Annotated in this window: 19 protein-coding genes; 17 read left to right on the top strand and 2 right to left on the bottom strand. The window is 37.1% G+C overall.

Annotated elements, in window-relative coordinates:
• The first annotated feature begins 238 nt into the window (after positions 1–238).
• Both ATZ35_RS14405 and ATZ35_RS14400 read left to right on the top strand, forming a co-directional pair.
• Positions 239–1,645 carry an NCS2 family permease gene (locus ATZ35_RS14405; protein ID WP_086279249.1) on the top strand — a complete coding sequence of 469 codons (1,407 nt, stop codon included), beginning with the start codon at positions 239–241 and terminating at the stop codon, positions 1,643–1,645.
• A 138-nt stretch (positions 1,646–1,783) separates the two neighbouring features.
• A complete protein-coding gene (locus ATZ35_RS14400) occupies positions 1,784–2,980 on the top strand; it encodes a multidrug efflux MFS transporter (protein ID WP_208927844.1) in 1,197 nt (398 codons plus the stop codon).
• A 125-nt stretch (positions 2,981–3,105) separates the two neighbouring features.
• On the opposite strand, the gene ATZ35_RS14395 is transcribed toward ATZ35_RS14400, so the two are convergent.
• A complete protein-coding gene (locus ATZ35_RS14395; protein ID WP_069652995.1) occupies positions 3,106–3,297 on the bottom strand; it encodes a YjzD family protein in 192 nt (63 codons plus the stop codon).
• 108 nt (positions 3,298–3,405) lie between these two features.
• On the opposite strand from ATZ35_RS14395, the gene dnaE reads away from it, so the two are divergent.
• From dnaE to ATZ35_RS14320, 15 genes are all read left to right on the top strand, one after another.
• Entirely contained in the window at positions 3,406–6,738 is a 3,333-nt protein-coding gene (gene dnaE / locus ATZ35_RS14390; RefSeq protein WP_208927843.1) for a DNA polymerase III subunit alpha, read from the top strand.
• 171 nt (positions 6,739–6,909) lie between these two features.
• Positions 6,910–7,872 (top strand): 6-phosphofructokinase, encoded by a 963-nt coding sequence (gene pfkA, locus ATZ35_RS14385; protein ID WP_208927842.1) that lies wholly within the window; start codon positions 6,910–6,912, stop codon positions 7,870–7,872.
• Positions 7,873–7,969: 97 nt separating this feature from the next.
• Positions 7,970–9,727 carry a pyruvate kinase gene (gene pyk / locus ATZ35_RS14380; protein ID WP_208927841.1) on the top strand — a complete coding sequence of 586 codons (1,758 nt, stop codon included), beginning with the start codon at positions 7,970–7,972 and terminating at the stop codon, positions 9,725–9,727.
• Between the two features lie 185 nt (positions 9,728–9,912).
• Positions 9,913–10,932 (top strand): alcohol dehydrogenase AdhP, encoded by a 1,020-nt coding sequence (adhP, locus tag ATZ35_RS14375; RefSeq protein ID WP_208927840.1) that lies wholly within the window; start codon positions 9,913–9,915, stop codon positions 10,930–10,932.
• 315 nt (positions 10,933–11,247) lie between these two features.
• Positions 11,248–11,760, top strand: a complete 513-nt coding sequence (locus ATZ35_RS14370; RefSeq protein ID WP_208927839.1) for a GNAT family N-acetyltransferase — start codon at positions 11,248–11,250, stop codon at positions 11,758–11,760.
• 118 nt (positions 11,761–11,878) lie between these two features.
• Positions 11,879–12,034 carry a hypothetical protein gene (locus ATZ35_RS14365; RefSeq protein ID WP_208927838.1) on the top strand — a complete coding sequence of 52 codons (156 nt, stop codon included), beginning with the start codon at positions 11,879–11,881 and terminating at the stop codon, positions 12,032–12,034.
• Positions 12,035–12,319: 285 nt separating this feature from the next.
• Positions 12,320–12,622 (top strand): Fpa/YlaN family protein, encoded by a 303-nt coding sequence (locus ATZ35_RS14360; protein ID WP_208927837.1) that lies wholly within the window; start codon positions 12,320–12,322, stop codon positions 12,620–12,622.
• Between the two features lie 3 nt (positions 12,623–12,625).
• Positions 12,626–13,819 (top strand): FtsW/RodA/SpoVE family cell cycle protein, encoded by a 1,194-nt coding sequence (locus tag ATZ35_RS14355; RefSeq protein ID WP_208927836.1) that lies wholly within the window; start codon positions 12,626–12,628, stop codon positions 13,817–13,819.
• 100 nt (positions 13,820–13,919) lie between these two features.
• On the top strand, positions 13,920–17,348 hold the full coding sequence (locus tag ATZ35_RS14350; RefSeq protein ID WP_208927835.1) for a pyruvate carboxylase: 3,429 nt from the start codon (positions 13,920–13,922) through the stop codon (positions 17,346–17,348).
• Positions 17,349–17,366: 18 nt separating this feature from the next.
• Positions 17,367–18,488 (top strand): CAP-associated domain-containing protein, encoded by a 1,122-nt coding sequence (locus ATZ35_RS14345; RefSeq protein WP_208927834.1) that lies wholly within the window; start codon positions 17,367–17,369, stop codon positions 18,486–18,488.
• Between the two features lie 2 nt (positions 18,489–18,490).
• Entirely contained in the window at positions 18,491–18,922 is a 432-nt protein-coding gene (locus ATZ35_RS14340) for a YlbF/YmcA family competence regulator (RefSeq protein ID WP_086279260.1), read from the top strand.
• Positions 18,912–19,262, top strand: coding sequence for a YlbG family protein (locus ATZ35_RS14335; protein ID WP_086279261.1), 351 nt, complete (start codon positions 18,912–18,914; stop codon positions 19,260–19,262). Before ATZ35_RS14340 ends, ATZ35_RS14335 begins: the two co-directional genes overlap by 11 nt.
• A gap of 79 nt (positions 19,263–19,341) precedes the next feature.
• Positions 19,342–19,935 (top strand): 16S rRNA (guanine(966)-N(2))-methyltransferase RsmD, encoded by a 594-nt coding sequence (rsmD, locus tag ATZ35_RS14330; protein WP_279614935.1) that lies wholly within the window; start codon positions 19,342–19,344, stop codon positions 19,933–19,935.
• Positions 19,928–20,428 carry a pantetheine-phosphate adenylyltransferase gene (gene coaD / locus ATZ35_RS14325; RefSeq protein WP_208927832.1) on the top strand — a complete coding sequence of 167 codons (501 nt, stop codon included), beginning with the start codon at positions 19,928–19,930 and terminating at the stop codon, positions 20,426–20,428. The genes rsmD and coaD overlap by 8 nt, the downstream gene beginning before the upstream one ends.
• Complete coding sequence (locus ATZ35_RS14320) at positions 20,421–21,482, top strand: SepM family pheromone-processing serine protease (protein WP_208927831.1); 1,062 nt, start codon at positions 20,421–20,423, stop codon at positions 21,480–21,482. The genes coaD and ATZ35_RS14320 overlap by 8 nt, the downstream gene beginning before the upstream one ends.
• A gap of 50 nt (positions 21,483–21,532) precedes the next feature.
• Here ATZ35_RS14320 and ATZ35_RS14315 read toward each other — a convergent pair whose 3' ends face one another.
• Complete coding sequence (locus tag ATZ35_RS14315) at positions 21,533–22,354, bottom strand: PH domain-containing protein (RefSeq protein ID WP_208927830.1); 822 nt, start codon at positions 22,352–22,354, stop codon at positions 21,533–21,535.
• Between the last annotated feature and the right edge of the window lie 6 nt (positions 22,355–22,360).

Raw genomic sequence — 22,360 nt, 5'->3', positions numbered from 1 at the left:
CAGTCGCTGAGTAATCATCACGACTGTAAGGTTTTTTTATAAATTTTATTCAAAAAAGCTAAACACGAACATTAAGAAAAGATATTAGCGTTAAAGTTAATAATTTGTTGAAATGGTCACCTCGCTAACGTATACTTTATAAGTATTCATCAGGAAAGCGGAACAAGCACTTATTAATTTATAACGTTAAACACACTCTTGATGAAATTTTTGGGTAAAAAGGGAGCGAGACAACTTTATGGAAAAGTTTTTCAAATTAAAGGAAAACAAAACGACAATCTCAACTGAAATGGTGGCAGGTGTAACAACATTTTTTGCAATGAGTTATATCTTATTCGTTAATCCTTCGATTCTATCTCAAACAGGAATGCCGTTTCAAGCAGTATTTTTAGCAACGATCATTGCATCGATTATTGGAACGTTGATCATGGGACTTTTTGCAAATGTTCCTTATGCACAAGCTCCTGGAATGGGGTTAAATGCATTTTTCACGTTTACGGTAGTTTTTGGATTAGGCTATACATGGCAGCAAGCTTTAGCGATGGTCTTTATCTGCGGATTGATCAATGTGTTGATCACTGTTACAAAAATTCGTAAATTGATCATTAACGCTATCCCAGAAAGTATGCAACATGCAATTGGTGGCGGGATTGGAATTTTTGTTGCCTATGTTGGGATCAAAAATGCAAAGCTGTTAGATTTCACAGTACAATCTGAGCCAGTCAATGGAATGGTTAATGGTGATAGTGTGGTTCCAGCTTTAGGGAACTTTAATAATCCAGAAATTATATTAGCTGTGATTGGTTTAGTCTTAATGACGATCTTGGTCGTTTTAAATGTTCGTGGTGCTATTTTGATTGGGATTGTGGCGACAACGATCATTGCAATACCAATGGGCGTTGTTGATTTATCAGCAATTGATTGGCAAGCAAATTCGTTGGGAAGTTCTATTGGCGAATTAGGAACTACTTTTGGTGCAGCCTTTGGAGCGGATGGAATGCAGTCATTGTTTAGCGATGCCTCGAAAATTCCCCAAGTTTTGATGACGGTCATCGCGTTTAGCTTATCAGATACATTTGATACGATCGGTACCTTTATTGGAACCGGACGTCGGACTGGTATTTTCTCTAAAGAGGATGAATTAGCTTTAGAAGATAGTAAAGGTTTTTCAACAAAAATGGATAAAGCGTTATTTGCAGATGCAATCGCAACGTCGATTGGTGCAGTTTTTGGAACCTCTAATACAACAACTTACGTAGAAAGTGCTGCAGGGATCGGAGCTGGCGGACGAACTGGTTTGACTTCAGTTGTGGTAGCAGGATTATTTGCATTAAGTAGTTTATTTTCACCGCTGATTGCAATTGTTCCAGCACAAGCAACAGCACCTGCTTTGATTTTAGTCGGTGTGATGATGTTGGCATCATTTAAGGATATTGAATGGACCAATTTAGAAGAAGCTGTGCCAGCATTTTTTGCCTCTATTTTTATGGGCTTATGTTACAGTATTTCTTATGGGATTGCAGCTGGCTTCATTTTTTATGCAGTAGTAAAAGTAGCAAAAGGAAAATTTAATGAAGTTTCGCCCATTCTTTGGGTCGTTAATGCTCTGTTTATCTTAAACTTTGTTATTTTGGCGATTCTATAAAAGAGGTTTTTAATAAAAAGGTCTAGCTGTCTTTTAGGCAGTTGGACTTTTTTATTTTGTTTAACAGAAAAATTTTTTGAGAGATTACAAAATTTGGAGTATAGTTAATAGTGAAGAACTTGTGAGGTGTACGTTATTATGAGAATTGAGTGGAAAAAGAATTTAATGGTTGCTTGGTTAGGTTGTTTTTTTACGGGTGCGAGTATTAGTTTGGTGATGCCTTTTATCCCTGTTTATGTTGAACAGTTAGGGACACCGAAGAGTCAAGTTGAGCTTTTTTCAGGACTTGCGATAGCCGTTACAGCCTTTGCCGCTGCAATTGTAGCGCCAATCTGGGGGAATCTGGCAGATAGAAAAGGGCGCAAAGTGATGATGATTCGAGCGGCAGCTGGGATGACGATTACGATGGGGTCTTTAGCTTTTGTGCCAAACGTTTATTGGTTGCTCATTATGCGTTTTTTTAACGGGATTCTATCTGGCTATATTCCCAATGCGACAGCTATGATTGCCTCCCAAGCGCCTAAAGAAAAAAGTGGTTGGGCTTTAGGAACGTTGTCAACAGGTGCCATCGCAGGGAATTTGATTGGACCTTCGATCGGTGGTGCTTTAGCACAATGGTTTGGAATGGAAAATGTATTCATCATTACTGGGATCGTACTATTAATTACAACATTACTGACAATTTTTATGGTAAAAGAAGATTTTCAGCCAGTGGAGAAGAAAGATCTGTTGAGTACAAAAGATATTTTTTCAAAGATGGATCATGTGTCTATTTTGATTGGGTTATTCGTCACAACGTTGATTTTGCAAATTGGTGTGACAAGTATCAGCCCGATTTTAACCTTATATATCCGTTCATTGAGCCATGATACAGGTAATATTTTGTTTATCAGTGGTCTGATTGTTTCGGTAGCTGGTGTATCGGCAGTCATCTCTTCACCCGTTTTAGGGAAGCTTGGGGATAAAATCGGAAATCATAAAGTTTTGTTGGCGGGATTGATGCTATCGATGATTTGTTATATTCCGATGGCTTTTGTTAAGACACCGTTTCAGCTAGGTTTACTACGCTTTTTTCTAGGCTTTTCAACGGGTGCTTTGATGCCATCGATCAATACGTTGATTAGTAAAATCACACCATCAGAGGGTGTCAGCAGAATTTACAGTTACAATCAAATGTTTAGTAATTTTGGGCAGGTTTTAGGTCCAATGATCGGATCGACCGTGGCTCATGGTTTTGGTTATAGTGCCGTATTTATTGTCACAGCTTGTTTTGTTTTAGGAAATATTTGCCTTTCTTTATTCAATTTTCGCAAAATTTTAAATAAAAGACTCTAAACAGTTGAAAACATAAAAAAACCAGTTACAATGTTTGTAGTAACTGGTTTTTTTATAAAGATGATTTTCAAGTAATAAATGGTGAGACGATTACTTTAAAAAAAGCAGATATCTCATTTGCAAAGTTATTGAGCACTTTTAGTGGTTTCTTTTTTTGGTAAAGCGAATTGACCAATCAATAAGATAATCACACCGGTAATCAATGACATAATCGTTGTCAGCATAAAATCGTAAGACCCGCCGTTTAAGGCACCGCCGATATAACCGACCACTTGTCCTAGTAAAAAGGACCACAACAATACAAGAATGTAACGCATGGATTGCACCTCTTTTCTAGCTATAGTTTAGCACAATTTTTGTAAATGTAAAGAAATTGAAAGTTACATTTTTGAATCAAAACCATCATATATATAAGGAGATGTCTTATGCCTTTTCCACAACTATATACAATTACTTCTTACTCATTACTTTCCAGTACTATTCGTATTCAAGAATTAGTGCAACAAGCCAAAAAATTAGGCTATACAACTTTAGGGATTACGGATATTAATGTACTTCATGGCGCGATTGAATTTTTTGAGGCCTGCAAAAAAGAAGCAATCAAACCAATCATCGGGTTAACATTAGAATATACTCCTCAAAAATCGGAGCAGCCTGCTCAATTGTTATTATATGCCAAAGATCTTCAAGGATATCAAAATTTGATGCGGATTTCTACTGCCAAAATGAACAGCGAAAGAGTTTTCTATTTAGAAGGAGTCAAGGAGTATTTGAATCATCTATACGCCGTGATGCCGTCTGATAAAGGAGAGGTTGCTTTTGTCTTAAAGCGAAGTGAAGCAGAAGCAGCTGAAAGCTTAGAACAGCTAGCAGAATTTTTTGATCCATCATCTTTTTTTGCAGGAGCTTCATTTACGTGTAACCTGGAAACCGATCCAGCTTTGTTTCAATTTTATGAAACAAAAGAACAACCACTTGTAGCATTACAAGAAACCCGCTATCTAAATCGCGAGGATGGTTTTGCCTTGAAGGTGTTGGCTCATATCGATGAAGGGCAACAAATGACCTTGAATGCAGAGGAAACCGAAATTGAAGGGCCCTATTATCTAAGAAGTCAGACGGATGCTGCAAAACAATTACTTGTAAAAGTCAATGAACAAGCAGTGCGTAATGCAGAACTGTTAGCTGATGATTGTACTTTAGAAATCCCGTTACATCAACGTTTGTTGCCACATTATCCGATCCCAGATGGTAAAGAGGCGGGGGCGTTTTTAAAAGAACTGTGTTTACAGAAATTACCTGAGCGTATCCCAACTGTTACGGTTGAGTATGAAAAACGCTTGGCAAAAGAGTTAGATATCATCCATACAATGGGATTTGATGATTATTTTTTGATTGTTTGGGATGTTATGGCTTTTGCCCATGAAAGAAAAATCGTAACGGGAGCCGGACGTGGTTCAGCTGCAGGATCCTTGGTTTCTTACGTTTTATCGATTACGGATGTAGATCCAATCAAATATGATTTACTATTTGAACGTTTTTTAAATCCTGAAAGACACTCGATGCCCGATATAGATTTAGATATTCCAGATAATCGACGTGAAGAAGTCTTGCAATATGTTCGAGAAAAATATGGGCACTATCATATGGCGCAGATTGCTACTTTCGGGACTATGGCTGCAAAAATGGTTTTAAGAGATGTAGCTAGAGTATTTGGCTTATCGCAAAGTGAATCTAATCGTTGGTCTAGTGCTGTTCCCAGTGCTCTGAAAATGACCTTGGAAACAGCTTATGCAGATTCGAAAAAATTAGTAGAGCTGGTGAATTCTTCTGAAACAAATCGCCTTTTATATGATACTGCTGTTCGGTTAGAAGGATTACCACGGCACGTGTCGACTCATGCGGCGGGTGTAGTGATCAGTGATCTTGATCTGCTAGATATTGTGCCTTTACAGCCGGGTTCAAATGATATCTTCTTGACGCAATTTACGATGAATGATGTGGAAAAAATTGGCTTACTAAAAATGGATTTTTTAGGCTTGCGAAATCTATCGATCATTGATGATACGATCAAGTCAATTAAACGAGTCTACAAAAAAGAAGTGATTTTAAACCAAATTCCATTGGATGATGAATTGACCTTAGCCTTATTTAGACGTGGGGAGACTAGTGGTGTTTTTCAATTTGAATCAGCGGGGATAAGAAACGTTTTAAGAAAATTAGGTCCGACAAGTATTGAAGATATTGCGGCGGTCAACGCTTTATATCGGCCAGGTCCAATGCAAAATATCGATTTGTTTGTCCAGAGAAAAAAAGGGCAGGAACCAATCGAGTATCCTGATGCCGTTTTAGAACCGATTTTGAAGAATACGTACGGTGTGATCGTCTATCAAGAGCAGATCATTCAAGTTGCTTCTACTATGGCTGGTTTTAGTCTGGGTCAGGCTGATATTTTAAGGCGTGCGGTCAGTAAAAAGAAAAAAGATGTACTAGATGAGGAACGAAAGCACTTTGTTGAAGGAGCTATGAAACAAGGACATAGCGAAGCTGTAGCAACAACGATTTATGATTATATCGAACGGTTTGCCAATTATGGATTTAACCGATCTCATGCTTTTGCTTATTCTTTTATTGGGTTTCAAATGGCCTATTTAAAAGTTCATTTTCCGGGTGCTTTTTATGCGGCGATTCTCCATTCAGTAAGACATAACCCAACAAAAATCAAAGAGTACATTGGGGAAGCGCGTAAAAATAAAATGACGATTATGCAACCTGCAATCAATTCTAGTCAATATAGTTTCTATCTAAATAATGATGATCAAATCATGTTTGGTTTTAGCTCATTAAAAGGAATTCGTAGAGATTTCATCCAAAACATCCTTGATGAACGAAAAGAGCGGGGACCATTTAAAACCTTCGATCAATTTTTATTACGTATCGATCGTAAATGGTTGAAAGCTGAAAATATTCAACCATTAATCGCGATTGGCGCCTTTGATGAACTTCAGCCTAATCGCCGTCAGCTGTCTGTTAGTTTAGATAGTGAAATCCAAAATATCATTTATAGCGGTGGCAGCATGAATCTATTGGAAGACACCTTGAAACTAAAAGAAGTAGAAATTGCAGACTATACTTTAGAAGAAAAATTAGAACAAGAAGAACAATATTTAGGGGTTTATTTATCTGGACATCCAACTGAGGAATTCAAAAAAACACGATTGACGAAGCAGGTCATGCTCGTAAGTGATGTTGTTGAAAAACAAACCGCTCGTTTGTTGATTTATGTGAAAGATATTCGAGTGATCCGAACGAAAAAAGGAGAACAAATGGCTTTTGTTGAAGGAGATGATTTAACTGGATCACTCTCTTTGACTCTTTTTCCAACCGTTTTCAGAACGTTGCGTCAAAATGTTGAAAAAAATCAAGTTTATTTCGTAGAAGGCAAAATAGAAAAAAGTAACTACAACCAAGAATTACAATTATTGGTCAATCAGATTGAAAAGGCAAGTGATATTGAAAACAGTATTAGTGCAACAACTTGTTACCTGAAAATAATTGCTGAAAAAGATCAAAAAAACGTGTTACAAAGTATTCGGGAAGTCATTCAAAAACATAAAGGTAATACACCAGTGATTATTTATTTTGAAAAAAACGGGAAGAAATTAGTCTTAGGAGAAGAGAATTGGCTAGCTGATACAGTGGCGGCAAAAGAAGAGCTGGAAGCAATCTTAGGTGCTCAAAATGTTGTTTTCAAATGATTTACGGTAAAAAATACTAATTGTTTTCATCTTTTTTCAATTATTTCTTCTTAAATCAAGACTTTTTGCACTATTAATGGTAAAATGAGTGACGTAATATTTTTGAGTAATGAATAACTGTGGCAAAAATTGTTACAGCTTAAAAGTATATTATATGAGGTGAAAGAACGAATGAAACGTATCGGTATTTTAACCAGTGGGGGAGACGCCCCAGGAATGAACGCTGCAATTCGTGCAGTGGTACGTAAAGGGATTTTTGACGGAATCGAAGTTTATGGAATCAACTACGGTTTTGCAGGTTTGGTAGCAGGTGACATCCGTCGTTTAGACATTGCTGATGTCGGTGACAAGATTCAACGTGGAGGAACATTCTTATACTCTGCGCGTTATCCAGAATTTGCAACAGAAGAAGGACAATTAAAAGGAATCGAACAATTGAAAAAATTCGGTATCGAAGGTTTAGTTGTTATCGGTGGGGACGGTTCTTATCATGGTGCAATGGCACTAACAAAACGTGGTTTCCCAGCTGTAGGAATTCCAGGAACAATTGACAATGATATTCCAGGGACTGATTTCACAATTGGTTTTGATACAGCGATCAACACAGTATTAGAATCGATCGACCGTATTCGTGATACTGCAACTTCACACGTTCGGACATTTGTTATTGAAGTAATGGGACGTGGTGCAGGCGATATCGCTCTTTGGTCAGGTGTAGCAGGTGGTGCTGACGAAATCATTATTCCTGAACACGATTTCGACATGGTCAATGTTGCAAAACGTATCAGAGAAGGCCGCGATCGTGGTAAAAAACATTGCTTGATCATCTTGGCAGAAGGCGTTATGGGCGGAAATGAATTTGCTGAGAAACTTTCTGAACATGGTGATTTCCACACACGTGTATCTATTTTAGGACACGTTGTCCGTGGCGGCTCACCAAGTGCTCGTGACCGTGTATTAGCAAGTAAATTTGGTTCATATGCTGTCGAATTATTGAAAGCAGGAATTGGTGGACAATGTATCGGTATGCTTGATAACCAAGTCGTTTCAGCGGATATCGTTGACACATTGGAAAACCACAAACATAAACCTGATTTATCACTTTATGATTTAAATCAAGAGATTTCTTTCTAAGGATACGCTTAAAAATTTGAGCTATCTTAAGTATCCCTTGAGGAAAATAGATAATCTTCAAGACGTATAAACAAAAATGGAATAGGAGCGTTTGGTAATGAAAAAAACGAAAATCGTATGTACGATCGGACCAGCTAGTGAAACAGTTGATATGCTAGTAAACTTAATGAATGCAGGAATGAATGTTTGCCGTTTGAACTTCTCACATGGTGATTTTGAAGAACATGGTAACCGCATCAAAAATATTCGTGAGGCTGCAAAAATTACAGGAAAACGCGTAGCGATCTTACTTGATACAAAAGGTCCTGAAATCCGTACGAATGAAATGGAAAATGGCGCTATCACTTTAAAAACAGGTGAAACAGTACGTCTTTCTATGACAGAAGTTTTAGGAACTAACGAAAAATTTTCAATCACTTATCCAGAATTGATCAACGATGTAAATGTTGGTTCTCATATTCTTTTAGACGATGGATTAATCGACTTAGAAGTAACTGATATCGACCGTACTGCAAACGAAATCGTTACACTCATTAAAAACGAAGGCGTTCTAAAAAATAAAAAAGGCGTTAACGTACCTGGAGTTTCTGTAAACCTTCCTGGTATCACTGATAAAGATGCTGCTGATATCCGTTTTGGTATCGAACAAGGCGTTGATTTTATCGCGGCAAGTTTCGTTCGTCGTGCAACTGACGTTTTAGAAATTACTAAAATTCTAGAAGAAGAAAATGCAACGCATATCCAAATCATTCCTAAAATCGAAAACCAAGAAGGAATCGACAACATTGACGAAATCCTAAAAGTTTCTGATGGTTTGATGGTTGCTCGTGGTGACATGGGTGTTGAAATTCCAACAGAAGACGTTCCAGTTGTTCAAAAAGACTTGATCAAAAAATGTAACGCTTTAGGTAAACCTGTTATCACAGCAACTCAAATGTTAGATTCTATGCAACGCAACCCACGTCCAACACGTGCGGAAGCGAATGACGTTGCTAATGCGATTTATGATGGAACAGATGCAGTAATGCTTTCTGGTGAAACAGCTGCCGGGGATTACCCATTAGAAGCGGTTCAAACAATGGCTCGCATTGCAGTTCGTACAGAAGAAGCATTGATCAACCAAGATTCATTTGCATTAAAACTTTACAGCAAAACAGATATGGCTGAAGCAATTGGTCAATCAGTTGGACATACTGCACGTAACTTGGGCATCCAAACAATTGTTGCAGCAACTGAATCAGGACACACTGCTCGCATGATTTCTAAATACCGTCCAAAATCTCATATCGTTGCGATCACTTTCTCAGAACAAAAAGCTCGTAGCTTATCATTATCTTGGGGTGTTTATGCAACTGTTGCTGACAAACCATCAAGCACTGATGAAATGTTCAACTTAGCGACACACACTTCTCAAGAAGAAGGATTTGCAAGCGAAGGCGATTTGATCATCATCACAGCTGGTGTGCCAGTAGGTGAAAAAGGAACAACAAACTTAATGAAGATCCAAATGATCGGATCAAAATTAGTTCAAGGTCAAGGAATCGGCGAAGCTTCAGTTATTGCTAAAGCAGTTGTTGCAAATACAGCTGAAGAAGCAGTAGCAAATGCAGTAGAAGGTTCTATTCTAGTTGTAAAAACAACTGACAAAGATTATATGCCTGCAATCGACAAAGCAATTGCTTTAGTTGTTGAAGAGGGTGGATTAACTTCTCATGCAGCAGTTGTTGCAATTGCGAAAGATATTCCAGTAATCGTTGGCGCAGCTGACGCAACAAGCTTGATTGCAAGTGATGAATTGATCACTGTTGATCCTCGTCGTGGTATTGTATACCGTGGCGCAACAACAGCAATCTAAAACTTTAATTATAGCTTTTAAAAGAGCAAGATGAATCATGCAAAGTGATTCATTCTTGTTCTTTTTTATGTACATTGAACAAATTTTCGTTAATTGTGAACTTCTTCTCAAAAAGGCTGTTAAAACGATTTCATACATGGTAAAATATAATTGTTCCATATAATATAAAATACAGGAGTGATAGAATGAAAGCAGCTGTTGTAACGAAAGAAAATAATGGAAAAGTAGAAATCAAGGAAGTAGATATCAGACCGCTTGAAGCTGGGGAAGCTTTAGTGGATGTTGAATATTGTGGTGTTTGTCATACGGACCTGCATGTAGCTCATGGAGATTTTGGTGAAGTTCCAGGGCGAGTGATTGGTCATGAAGGAATTGGAATCGTAAAAGAAATCGCTCCAGGCGTTGAAAGTCTAAAAGTAGGAGACCGCGTAAGTATCGCTTGGTTCTTTGAAGGTTGTGGGACTTGTGAATATTGTATTACTGGACGGGAAACATTCTGCCGCCAAGTGAAAAATGCTGGTTTTTCAGTAGACGGTGCTATGGCTGAACAATGTATCGTTAAAGCTGATTATGCCGTTAAAGTACCAGAAGGATTAGATCCAGCTCAAGCTAGTAGTATCTCATGTGCTGGTGTTACTTGCTATAAAGCAATCAAAGTTTCTGATGTAAAACCAGGTCAATGGGTTGCAATTTACGGTATTGGTGGATTAGGAAATTTAGCTATTCAATACGCGAAGAACGTGTTCAATGCTAAAGTTATTGCGGTTGACATTAATGATGATAAATTAGAATTTGCAAAAGAATTAGGCGCTGATTTAGTGTGTAACCCACTAACTGATGGCGATGCTGGCGCTTGGATCCAAGAACAAGTCGGTGGGGCTCACGCTGCTGTCGTTACAGCTGTCTCTAAAGTGGCATTCAATCAAGCGGTTGATTCTGTAAGAGCTGCAGGTAAAGTTGTTGCTGTCGGACTTCCTCCAGAAACAATGGATCTTGCAATTGTTAAAACTGTTCTAGATGGTATTCAAATCGTTGGTTCCTTAGTAGGAACACGTAAAGATTTAGAAGAAGCATTCCAGTTTGGGGCAGAAGGTAAAGTAGTCCCTGTTGTAGAAACACGTTGCCTACATGAAGTGAATGATATCTTTGAAGAAATGGAACAAGGAAAAATCAAAGGTAGAATGGTCGTTGATTTAAAAAAATAAAGTATTTATAAAATAGAAAAAGAGTAAATAAAAAAGATCCTTGAGGGGTGTGGAACAAAAGTGAAAACCACTTTTGTTCCACACCCCTCAATGCGATTAAACGCTTCTGTCCCAGCTTCAACTTTCAAAGGTCTTTTTTTTATAAAAGAATTGTTTAACTGCTCACCTAGGTACTTTGATAGCTTCTTAAAAAAGATTCTGTTACTATTAATAATAGAATTTAAGCTAAAGAATAAATCAGTAAAAAAGCATGGCTAATTGTGAACGACGAATCTGTGTCAAAATCAAAAAACATAGTTGAATGGAGGGGTGAAAATGATCATTCGTTTAGAACAAGAAAATGATTTCCCAGTAATTTATGACTTTACAAAAGAAGCCTTTAAAACAGCCAAAGTCAAAGATGGGGAGGAACAAGAATTTGTTGAGCGCATGAGGAAAAGCGAAAACTATTTGCCTGAACTAGCCTTTGTAGCAGAAGAAAATACGCAAATCGTTGGACATGTCATGTTAACAAAAACAAGAATAACCAATGAGACAAGAACTATGGACGGGCTGATCTTAGCACCTTTGACTGTTCGATTAGATCAGCGAGGTAAAGGTGTAGGAGCAAAATTGATGACTAAAGCTGAACAAGAGTCCGAAAAACTTGGATATAGCGTGATCATTTTAATTGGCGATCAAGCTTATTACAACCGCTACGGATTCGAACAGGCTAGCCATTTGGGGATCATAACGGATCTGGAAATTCCTGCAACATACATATTAGCGAAGCGAATCGGGAAACATGATATAGAAGATTTTTCAGGAACTGTCTCGATCCCTGTCTAATACTGGACTTTAATAGATATTTGGCAAGTCTAGCTAATTCACTTAAGTGCGATATCCATGAGCTGAACTGTTGAAATAGGCTACAAATCATTATCAAGAAAATATCGGAGGGATAACAATGAAAGAAAGTGCAAAAGCAGGGATTTCATTTGGTTGCGCATTAGCGTTGGTAATCTCATATGTGAATTGGCATAGTGTACTTTGGGCAATTTTTCATGGAGTATTAAGTTGGTTTTATGTAATTTATTACGTTGTAGTATATGGTTTGAACTAAAAAAGAAAAAAATCAATGAACTAAAACATAAAAATCATACAAGGAGCCTACTGTGCTCGTTTTGTGAATCGAAGAATTAAAGTAATGATAGCATAAGGATTTTTACTGCTCAGTAGATTTTAACGACTAATTTTTAGAGAAGTTGTGAGAATCATGAGATTTTCTTTCATTCCAATTTGATGAACATTAAAAAAAAATTTAAACGGCGGATTTTCAGAAAATTTCTGTTAATAATGAGGCAAATTATGCTATAATTACATAATTAAGATGGGAGGTTTAGTGCAAATGGAATCCATTTCAAAAGATTTTGCCGTTCAGCTGTTAAACGATGATGCACAACGAATCATGATGTTGATCCGTAATCAAAAAAATAGCCTATGTATTTCCCAGTGTAAAGCCTTTGAGGAAGTCGTAGATACACAAATGTATGGTTTTTCTCGACAAGTGACGTATGCCATTCGACTAGGCATTTTAAGCACAAAAGAAGGACATCAATTGCTAAGTGATTTAGAAAAAGAACTTAACCAATTATATAGTGACGTTTATGAAGAAACGCAAGAAAAAAAAGAGATTGGCAAGGAGGTTTAAACTTTGCCAAACAAGATAAAAAAGAGACACCTGTTAGATTATAGTATCTTGATCCCGTACTTAGTCCTTAGTGCTGTGGGCTTGATCATGGTTTACAGTTCAACATCATCTTTGCTCATATCAAAAGGCGAATCCCCAACAGCAATGGTCGTGTCTCAATTGCAGTTTTGGGTTTTAAGTTTAGTGGGAATGTTCTTTATTTATAAGATGAAAACAACAGTCTTTCAAAACAAAGGGTTTATCATGTTTGCAATCGCCGTGATATCCTTTCTACTCTTAGCAGTTAAATTTACCCCATTAGGTCGAAACATTAATGGTGCTTCTGGCTGGTTGCTGATTGGCTCATTTTCCATGCAACCGGCTGAATATTTGAAAATTATGGTGATTTGGTATCTTGCCTATATCTTAGGCCGAAGACAGAAGTACATTGATAAAGAGTTTAAGAAAGCAGTTTTTAGACCAATGCTTTTAGTTGGTTTTTTAATTTCTCTTGTGGCGATACAACCCGATTTGGGGAATGCTGCCATTTTAACTTTATTGGTGATCATTATGTTATTGGCTAGCGGAGTAAACTATATGTACACTTATATCGTTGGTGGAGCTGGGATTTTAGGCAGTATTGCAGTGATTCAAGCATTGATCTTAAGCAAAGGAAGTTTTATTCCAGCTAGATATCAATACGTATATCAACGTTTCGCTATTTTCTTAAATCCGTTTAAAGATGAACGAAACTATGGCCATCAGTTAGCCAATTCTTATTATGCGATCAATAACGGCGGTTGGTTTGGTAAAGGTTTAGGCAATAGTATTCAAAAGAAAGGCTTCTTGCCTGAAGCTCATTCGGATTTTATTTTTGCCATTACGATCGAAGAATTAGGGTTGTTCGTTTCATTGATTATTTTAGCACTTTTGATGTTTATGATTGCTCGTATCATTTTAGTCGGTGTTCGTTCAAAAAAACCGTTCAATTCATTAATGTGTATTGGGATCGGTTCAATGTTGTTATTACAAGTATTTATTAACTTAGGTGGAATTACTGGAGTGATTCCTCTAACTGGGATCACATTCCCATTTCTCAGTCATGGCGGGAACAGTGTGTTGATTATTTCAATTGCTGTTGCGTTCGTTCTGAATATCAGTGCCGACGAGAAAAAACAAAAAATGGACCAAGAATACCAATTACTTGGTAAGATATAAATCAATGAAGGTCATTAGATGGCGAAGCAGAAGGAGCTCTTTAGAAAATAAGAGACTATCATTTCTGTTTCGCCCTCAATAAACAGGTAGGAGTGAAAGAATGAAAAAAGTTTTAGTAGCAAATCGTGGAGAAATTGCAATTCGAATTTTTAGAGCCTGTACAGAGATGCACATCGGGACAGTGGCAATCTATGCAGCAGAAGATGAATATTCTGTTCATCGTTTTAAAGCAGATGAAGCGTATTTAGTTGGTAAAGGCAAAAAGCCGATCGAAGCTTATCTTGATATGGAAGACATTATTCGCATCGCAAAAAAATCTGGAGCTGATGCGATTCATCCAGGATATGGGTTTCTTTCTGAAAACTTAGAGTTTGCCCGTCGTTGTAGAGAAGAAGGTCTTATCTTTGTAGGTCCAACATTACACCACTTAGATATTTTTGGTGATAAAATCAAAGCAAAAGAAGCAGCTGTAGCTGCAGGAATTGCATCAATCCCGGGCTCTGATGGTCCAGTGGATTCAGTGGAAGGCGTCTTAGAGTTTGGTAGAACTCATGGATTTCCGATTATGATCAAAGCAGCATTAGGCGGCGGCGGCCGTGGAATGCGAGTAGCACACGATGAGAAGGAAGCAAAAGAAGGGTATGATAGAGCGAAAAGTGAAGCGAAAGCAGCATTTGGTTCTGATGAAGTATATGTAGAAAAATATATCTCAAACCCGAAACATATTGAAGTGCAAATTTTAGGTGATAGTCATGGTAATGTGGTTCATTTATTTGAACGAGACTGTTCGGTTCAACGTAGACATCAAAAAGTAGTTGAAGTTGCACCTTGTGTTTCAATGAGTGAAGCAAAACGCAAAGAGATTTGCGATGCAGCAGTTCAATTGATGAAACATGTTCAGTATGTCAATGCTGGAACCGTTGAATTTTTAGTTGAAGGGGATCAGTTTTATTTTATCGAAGTAAATCCTCGTGTACAGGTCGAGCATACAATCACTGAGATGATCACAGATATAGATATCGTAGTCTCTCAACTGCAAATTGCTCAAGGCTTAGATATTCATAAAGACATGAAGATTCCGCAGCAAGAACAAATTACGTTGAATGGTGCAGCAATTCAGTGTCGGATTACTACAGAAGATCCATTGAATCACTTTATGCCGGATACTGGTAAAATCGATACCTACCGCTCACCAGGTGGCTTTGGTGTTCGTCTGGATGTAGGAAATGCCTATTCTGGTGCAGTCGTTACACCGTATTTTGATTCTCTATTAGTAAAAGTATGTACGCATGGTTTTACTTTTGAAAAGGCGATCCAAAAAATGGAACGTAGTTTGCGAGAATTTAGAATTCGTGGTGTAAAAACGAATATTCCGTTTTTACATAAAGTGATTGGCCATCCAGAATTTCAGTCTGGAGAAGCTAACACAACCTTTATTGACAATACACCGCAATTATTTGAATTTCCAAAATTAAGAGACCGTGGCAATAAGACCATGAAATATATTGGTGAAGTAACAGTTAACGGTTTTCCAGGAATTGAAAAATCAACGAAAAAATATTTTGATGCACCACGTATTCCAACGGATTTAGCATTACGAAGTGATTATGTGACTGCTAAAAATATATTAGATAAAGATGGCGCCCAAGGTGTTATTGATTGGGTCAAAAAACAAGATAATGTTTTACTGACGGACACGACTTTCCGTGATGCCCATCAAAGTTTGCTAGCGACTCGTGTAAGAACGCAAGATTTTAAAGAAATTGCTCGTTTAACAGGTGAAGGATTGCCAGAATTATTTTCTAGTGAAATGTGGGGCGGTGCAACATTTGATGTAGCTTACCGTTTCTTAAATGAAGACCCATGGCAAAGACTACGCAAAATACGTAAATTAATGCCGAACACATTATTGCAAATGTTGTTTAGAGGATCGAATGCGGTTGGTTATCAAAATTATTCTGATAATGTGATCGAAGAATTTATTAAAGAGTCTGCACGACAAGGTATTGATGTTTTCCGTATTTTTGATAGTTTAAATTGGCTGCCGCAAATGGAAAAAAGTATTCAAGCTGTAAGAGACGCCGGCAAAATTGCGGAAGCAGCTATTTGTTATACTGGTGATATTAATGATCCATTTAGAGCAAAATACAACGTTGAGTACTACAAAAATATGACCAAAGAACTTGAAAAAATGGGTGCTCATATCATTGCAATCAAAGATATGGCTGGTTTATTGAAACCACAAGCCGCATACCGTTTAATCAGTGAACTGAAAGATACGACAGATTTACCGATTCACCTGCATACTCATGATACAAGCGGTAACGGAATCATCACTTATTCAGCTGCAACCAAAGCTGGTGTAGATATTGTAGACGTGGCGACCAGTGCGATGAGTGGTGCTACAAGCCAGCCGAGTATGAGCAGTTTGTATTACGCTTTAGTTAATGGTGATCGGACGCCAGACGTTAACATTGATAATACACAAAAAATCAACCATTATTGGGAAGATGTACGTATGTATTATCAACCATTTGAAAATGGCTTGAATGCACCGCAAACTGAAGTTTATATGCATGAAATGCCGGGTGGCCAATACTCCAATTTACAACAACAGGCTAAAGCAGTTGGCTTAGGCCATCAATGGGATGACATTAAAAAAATGTATCACACAGTTAACCTGATGTTTGGTGATATTGTAAAAGTGACTCCGTCTTCAAAAGTTGTTGGCGATATGGCCTTGTTCATGGTGCAAAATAATTTAACAGAAGCAGATATTTATGAAAATGGGGATGAATTAAGTTTCCCAGAGTCAGTTGTGACCTTCTTCCAAGGAGACTTGGGTCAGCCAGTCGGTGGATTTCCTAAAGACTTACAGAGAATTATTTTGAAAGGACGTCCAGCTTTCACAGAAAGACCTGGTAGCTTAGCTGCACCTGTTAATTTTGATAAAGTAAAAGCTGAATTAGCCGAAAAAATTGGCTATGAACCAAAATTAGAAGAAGTATTGAGCTATCTAATGTATCCTCAAGTATTTTTGGACTATCGTACATCTTATCAAAATTTTGGTGATGTTACATTATTAGATACACCTACATTCTTCCAAGGCATTCGTCAAGGAGAATCTGTAGAAGTTCAAATCGAAAAAGGGAAGACCTTGATTATTCGCTTAGATGAAGTCGGTGATCCTGATATTGAAGGAAATCGCGTTTTATTCTTTAACTTAAATGGTCAACGTCGAGAGATCGTTATCAAAGATACTTCCATCAAATCATCTGTTCAAGCAAAACGCAAAGCAGAACCGACGAATAAAGAGCAGATTGGTGCAACCATGTCTGGCTCTGTTCTCCAAGTTCTAGTAAATAAAGGAGATAAAGTTAAAAAAGGGGATGCCTTGTTAGTAACGGAAGCAATGAAGATGGAAACCACGATTGAAGCACGTTTTGATGGAATCGTTGAACATATTTATGTATTTGAAGAAGAACCAATCAGCTCTGGCGATCTTTTGATCGAAGTAAAAGAAAAATAAAGAAAAGTGGGGAAAAAAATGAAACGATTTTTAGCTTTTTTAGGCGTTTTCTCTGTAGTCCTGATTATTGGTTATCTACAACCCGTTTTTTTCCCTGCTGAAAAAGTCCAACAAGAAGCAGACCATGGGAGCGCAATGATCTCCCATACTGCTTTACCTTATGAAGAAATTTCAACTTCTGGTTATGCTGTATACATAGGTAAAAAAGTCTCTGAATTTGTAACAGATTTTGGTGAACCCCTTGAAAAACAAAAGAGTAGCATGGGCTATGAGTTATGGCTATATGGGGAAAAAGATGCGGATTACCTAGAGCTGAATGTAGTAGATGAAAAAATTAGTACAATCAAAGCCTTTAACAACTCAAAAGAGGTCGCACCATTTTCAATCGGGATGCAATTATCTGATGTTTCAGAATTAATGACCATCTATTCAAATTTTGCCTTTACATATAAAGAAAATAACTATAATATCGAGCTGATGGAAGAAGATATGAATTACCGTCCTCTGATTGCCTTTGATAATAAGACCTTTGCAATATTATTTTTCAATCATGGAACTGGGAAATTGTCAGCCGTTACTTATCTAAATAAAGAAGCTTTATTGACTTTAATGCCATACCAATTAATTGAAGGTGAAGTCATTCCTTTTTCTACAAATCAACAAGCGGCAAGTTTTGACGCTGTAAAAAGTAATCAGGTGATCCGAACAATCAATTTGTTAAGGGTGAAAGAAGGCTTACCAACTTACCATGTAAATACAGAAAGCCAAAAAAATGCTCAAAAACTTTTTGAAACCTTAGTTAAAAATCAAAAAAATATCCTTTCATCAGAACGGGCTGAAACTTGGCAGTTCAGTAAAGAACAGATGACCGCATCAGCTCTTTTTACATTGACAAATGACGAATATCAAAAACTATTAAAAGTTGGACAACTAGACAAAAAAAAGGCAACGGGGATGTTTATCGAGCCAGTATATGATCCAACGATTACAGTCCTTTCTTGGTTTTCAGATTCATTATATCATTCTAGGTTTGCACACGAAGAAAATGAGAACATTGGCGTTGCTTTCTCTAAAGCAAGTATGTTAGTCTTATTACAAGAAACAGAGAAAGAAATATCTCAAACAGAGGAAAGTGAATAAGTATGATAGTGACAGAAAAACTTTTTGAAATAGAAGATCAGACAGAAAAACTTGTCCAAGCAATTTTAGCAAGCGAGAGCTTTGAAACGTATAAAGTAAATCGTCAAACAATGTACAGTTCAAAAGATGTTCAAGCCAAACAAAAAGCATTTTTAGAGGCAAAAGATTCATTTGAACGAATCGAAGCGTATGGTAACCATGCTCCAGATTTCCGAACAAAACAACGAGCTGTGCGAAAAGCGAAACGAGCGCTGGATCTGAGTGAAGAAGTAGCTGAATTTCGTTTTTCTGAAACAGAGATTCAAACGGTTTTAGATTTGATAGGGATGGCTGTAGCTAAAACTATTTCAGATGATATTAAAGTAGATGCTGGAAATCCTTTCTTTGAAAAAGGAAAACATTCAGGTTGCGGAGGTAGTTGTCATGCAAGTTAATGAAGAAAAAGAATTTGTTATCCAAAAGCGGCGCTGTTTAGTTGTGTGGGTATATAGCTTGAAACAATTGAAAACGCTAAAGCGTTTTGGGTTGATCCATTATGTTTCTCGTCGAATGAAATATGTGGTGATTTATATGAATGAAGAGGCTATTGAAAGTTCAGAAGCGAAAATCAATGGGCTACACTTTGTCCGTAGAGTAGAACGCTCTTATCGTCCTGATGTGGAGATGAACTTTGCTGAGAAAATCGGTACAAAAGCAGCTTATCAGCATGAAAAAGAAGAAGGCTTTGAAGTTGAGGAACTAAATACTCAAATTCGTCTAGCTGAAAATGTGTAAAATTTGAGATGAAAAATGTGATCGAACTTCAAACATTTTTCATCTTTTTTCTGTATAGTTTAAGTACGTTTAATATATACTGAACAATCAAGTAAAGGAGCACAAACAGATGCGGATTATTTCAGGGGAATATGGCGGACGACGATTAAAAGCACTTGATGGTGATAATACACGTCCTACAACAGACAAAGTTAAAGAATCGATTTTCAATATGATTGGACCTTATTTTGATGGAGGAATTGTCTTAGATTTATATGCTGGTAGCGGTGGCCTAGCGATAGAAGCAGTATCTAGGGGGATGGATCTAGGAATTTGTATTGAAAAGAATTTTGCTGCACTTAAAATCATCAAAGAAAATATTGAGGTAACGAAAGAATCTGAAAAGTTTATCCTCAAAAAAATGGATGCGAATAAAGCACTAGAATTTTTAAAACAAGAAGGGACAAAACTAGATTTGGTCTTATTGGACCCACCATATGCAAAACAGGAAATTGTCAAGCAATTAGAGCAAATGCTAGCCTATAAATTATTAAGTGAAGATGCTATGATTGTTTGTGAGACCGATAAGTCAGTGGATCTTACTGAAACTATTGGGACGTTGATCAAAACGCGTGAGACGACGTATGGAATCACGCAAATCACTATTTATAAACAGGAGGCCAATAATGACTAGAATTGCTCTTTTTCCTGGAAGTTTTGATCCGTTAACTAATGGTCATTTAAATATGATCGAGCGTGGTACAAAAATGTTTGATAAAGTAATTGTCGGTGTTTTTGTAAATACCAACAAGGCCGCTCTTTTTACATTAGATGAAAAACTGATGTTGATTAAACAAGCTGTTGCACACTTAGAAAATGTCGAAGTCATTGCTCAAGAAAGCAAACTGACTGTTGAAAGTGCTGCAGAGTTAGGGGCTAACTTTTTAATTAGAGGTATCAGAAATGTGAAAGATTATGAATACGAAAAAGACATCGCAATGATGAACCATCATCTAGCACCTGAGTTAGAAACGGTTTTTTTATTGGCAGATGAAGCCTACGCACATGTGAGTTCAAGTCTATTAAAAGAAGTGCTGAAATTTGGCGGAGATGTCTCAGCATATCTTCCCTTAGTTGTCGATCAAGCACTAAATCAAAAGAATCGTGAGATGAAGCCAAATGAATAATAAGCATGAAGAAAAAATATCGATTAAATCGATGCTGCCGTTTGCAGTAGTTATTTTATTGATCATTATAATGATTTTTCCTATTCCCTATTACATCGAAGGACCTGGTACAACAGAGAATCTAAAAGAATTTGTGACCGTAGAGAATAAAAAGGATTCAGAACCAGGAGCTTTTTATTTAACGACTGTTGGTGTACGTAAAGCAACACTAGCTTCAGCCTTAAAAGCTAAATTTTCTGACTTTCAAGAATTAGTGAGTAAAGAAGACTTGATGGGATCTAGTACAAACAGTGAGTACGAAAGAATTCAACAATACTATATGGATTCTTCCAAAAACGCTGCGATCGAACAAGCCCTGAAGCTTGCTAAAGTTCCTTATGAAATGACATTCAAAGGGGTTTATGTCTTAGCTATTGAGGACAACTCTAGTTTTAAAGGGAAAATTTCAGTCGGAGATACAGTTACAGGGATTGATGGGAAAACATTTAAAAGTAGCGAAGAATTTGTTGAGTATGTAAAAAAACAAAAGGTCGGACAAGTTGTAACCGTAGACTTTTTACAAGACGGGAAAGCGAAAGAAGCAACAGGCAAACTGATTGAATTACAGACGGATAAAAAGCCTGGTATTGGCATCGGCTTGACCGATCATACTGAAATTGACTCATCGATTCCTGTCGAAATCGATGCTGGAGACATCGGTGGACCTTCAGCTGGATTGATGTTTACACTTGAAACCTATGAACAATTGACACAAAAAGGGATTCGTAAAGGACATAAAATCGCTGGTACTGGAACAATCAATACAGATGGTGTTGTAGGTAGAATCGGTGGAATCGATAAAAAGGTTGTCACGGCTAGCAAAAACAATACAGAGATTTTCTTTGCCCCTGATGATGAGATCACCAAAGAGATGAAGAAAGCAGAACCAGAAATCAAAACGAATTATGAAGAAGCAAAAGCGGCAGCTGAAAAAATTGGCACAAAGATGAAAATTGTTCCAGTTAAAAATGTTCAAGATGCGTTAGATTATCTAGAGACGTTGAAAGAAAAATAAGGAATAAGCCCTGATGAAACAAGTGATTTGTTTTATCAGGGCTTGTTTTTTTATAAAAAAGACCAGTTTAAAAGCATTTGTATCGTAGGCGTTGTAGTGAAATCGAACATTTGTTTTGCTGGTCCAATATGGAAGAAACCACCTAAAGCTAAGATCAAAAGGAAGGTTATGGCTGCAAAGATGGAGAAATAATACATAAGCCTATAAGCCAGCACAGGATTATTAACGACTCTATCAAATCTACGTTCGCGATAGACTTTTCTTGTGACAAGAATAGTTTGCAATGCTGGAATTTCCAACAATTGACGTTTTAAAATATCCGCATCATGTTGCCCTAACAATTCTGAAAAGATATGGTCTTCCGATTCAAAATCAAACGTATAGGTATAAAGAGCAACCCGTTTAGGTGGGAAAGAATCATCCCAATCAAAGTAATTCATTTTATTTTCCTTTAGCGTGATTGCTTTGATCGTTGTATAAGGGTAGCTAAAAAAAGTTCTGTGGTCTAAAAATTCGATGATTGTTGTAAAAATCATTCGTTGGTCAGTGAAAATTAGAATTCGATTCCCTCTGAGATCATTGAAATCCTTCACGTAAGCTTTTGCTTCTTCTGATTCGGGATGATACATTCCGAGTAAACCAAGTCCTACAACAGAAGCATTCTGACCATCATTTGTCATTGGTAAGTAGGCATGGATTTCTTCTCCATCTTCAAGGTAAGGTTTCATTTTCTCGATAAAATCTTGCAAAAAAATATACATTTTTGTTTGATTGAATAAATTTCTTTTTTGTTGAGTATTCAATTCTTTATTTTTGCTAGTTGTGATGTCTTTATTGATTTGGTTAATAACAGCTTTAAATGGATTGACCATGACAAT

This window comes from Enterococcus rotai (genome assembly GCF_001465345.1).
In the GTDB taxonomy this organism is placed as follows: domain Bacteria; phylum Bacillota; class Bacilli; order Lactobacillales; family Enterococcaceae; genus Enterococcus_L; species Enterococcus_L rotai.
The sequence above is the reverse complement of the archived record's forward strand: the minus strand, read 5'-3'. Positions and strand labels throughout refer to the sequence as shown.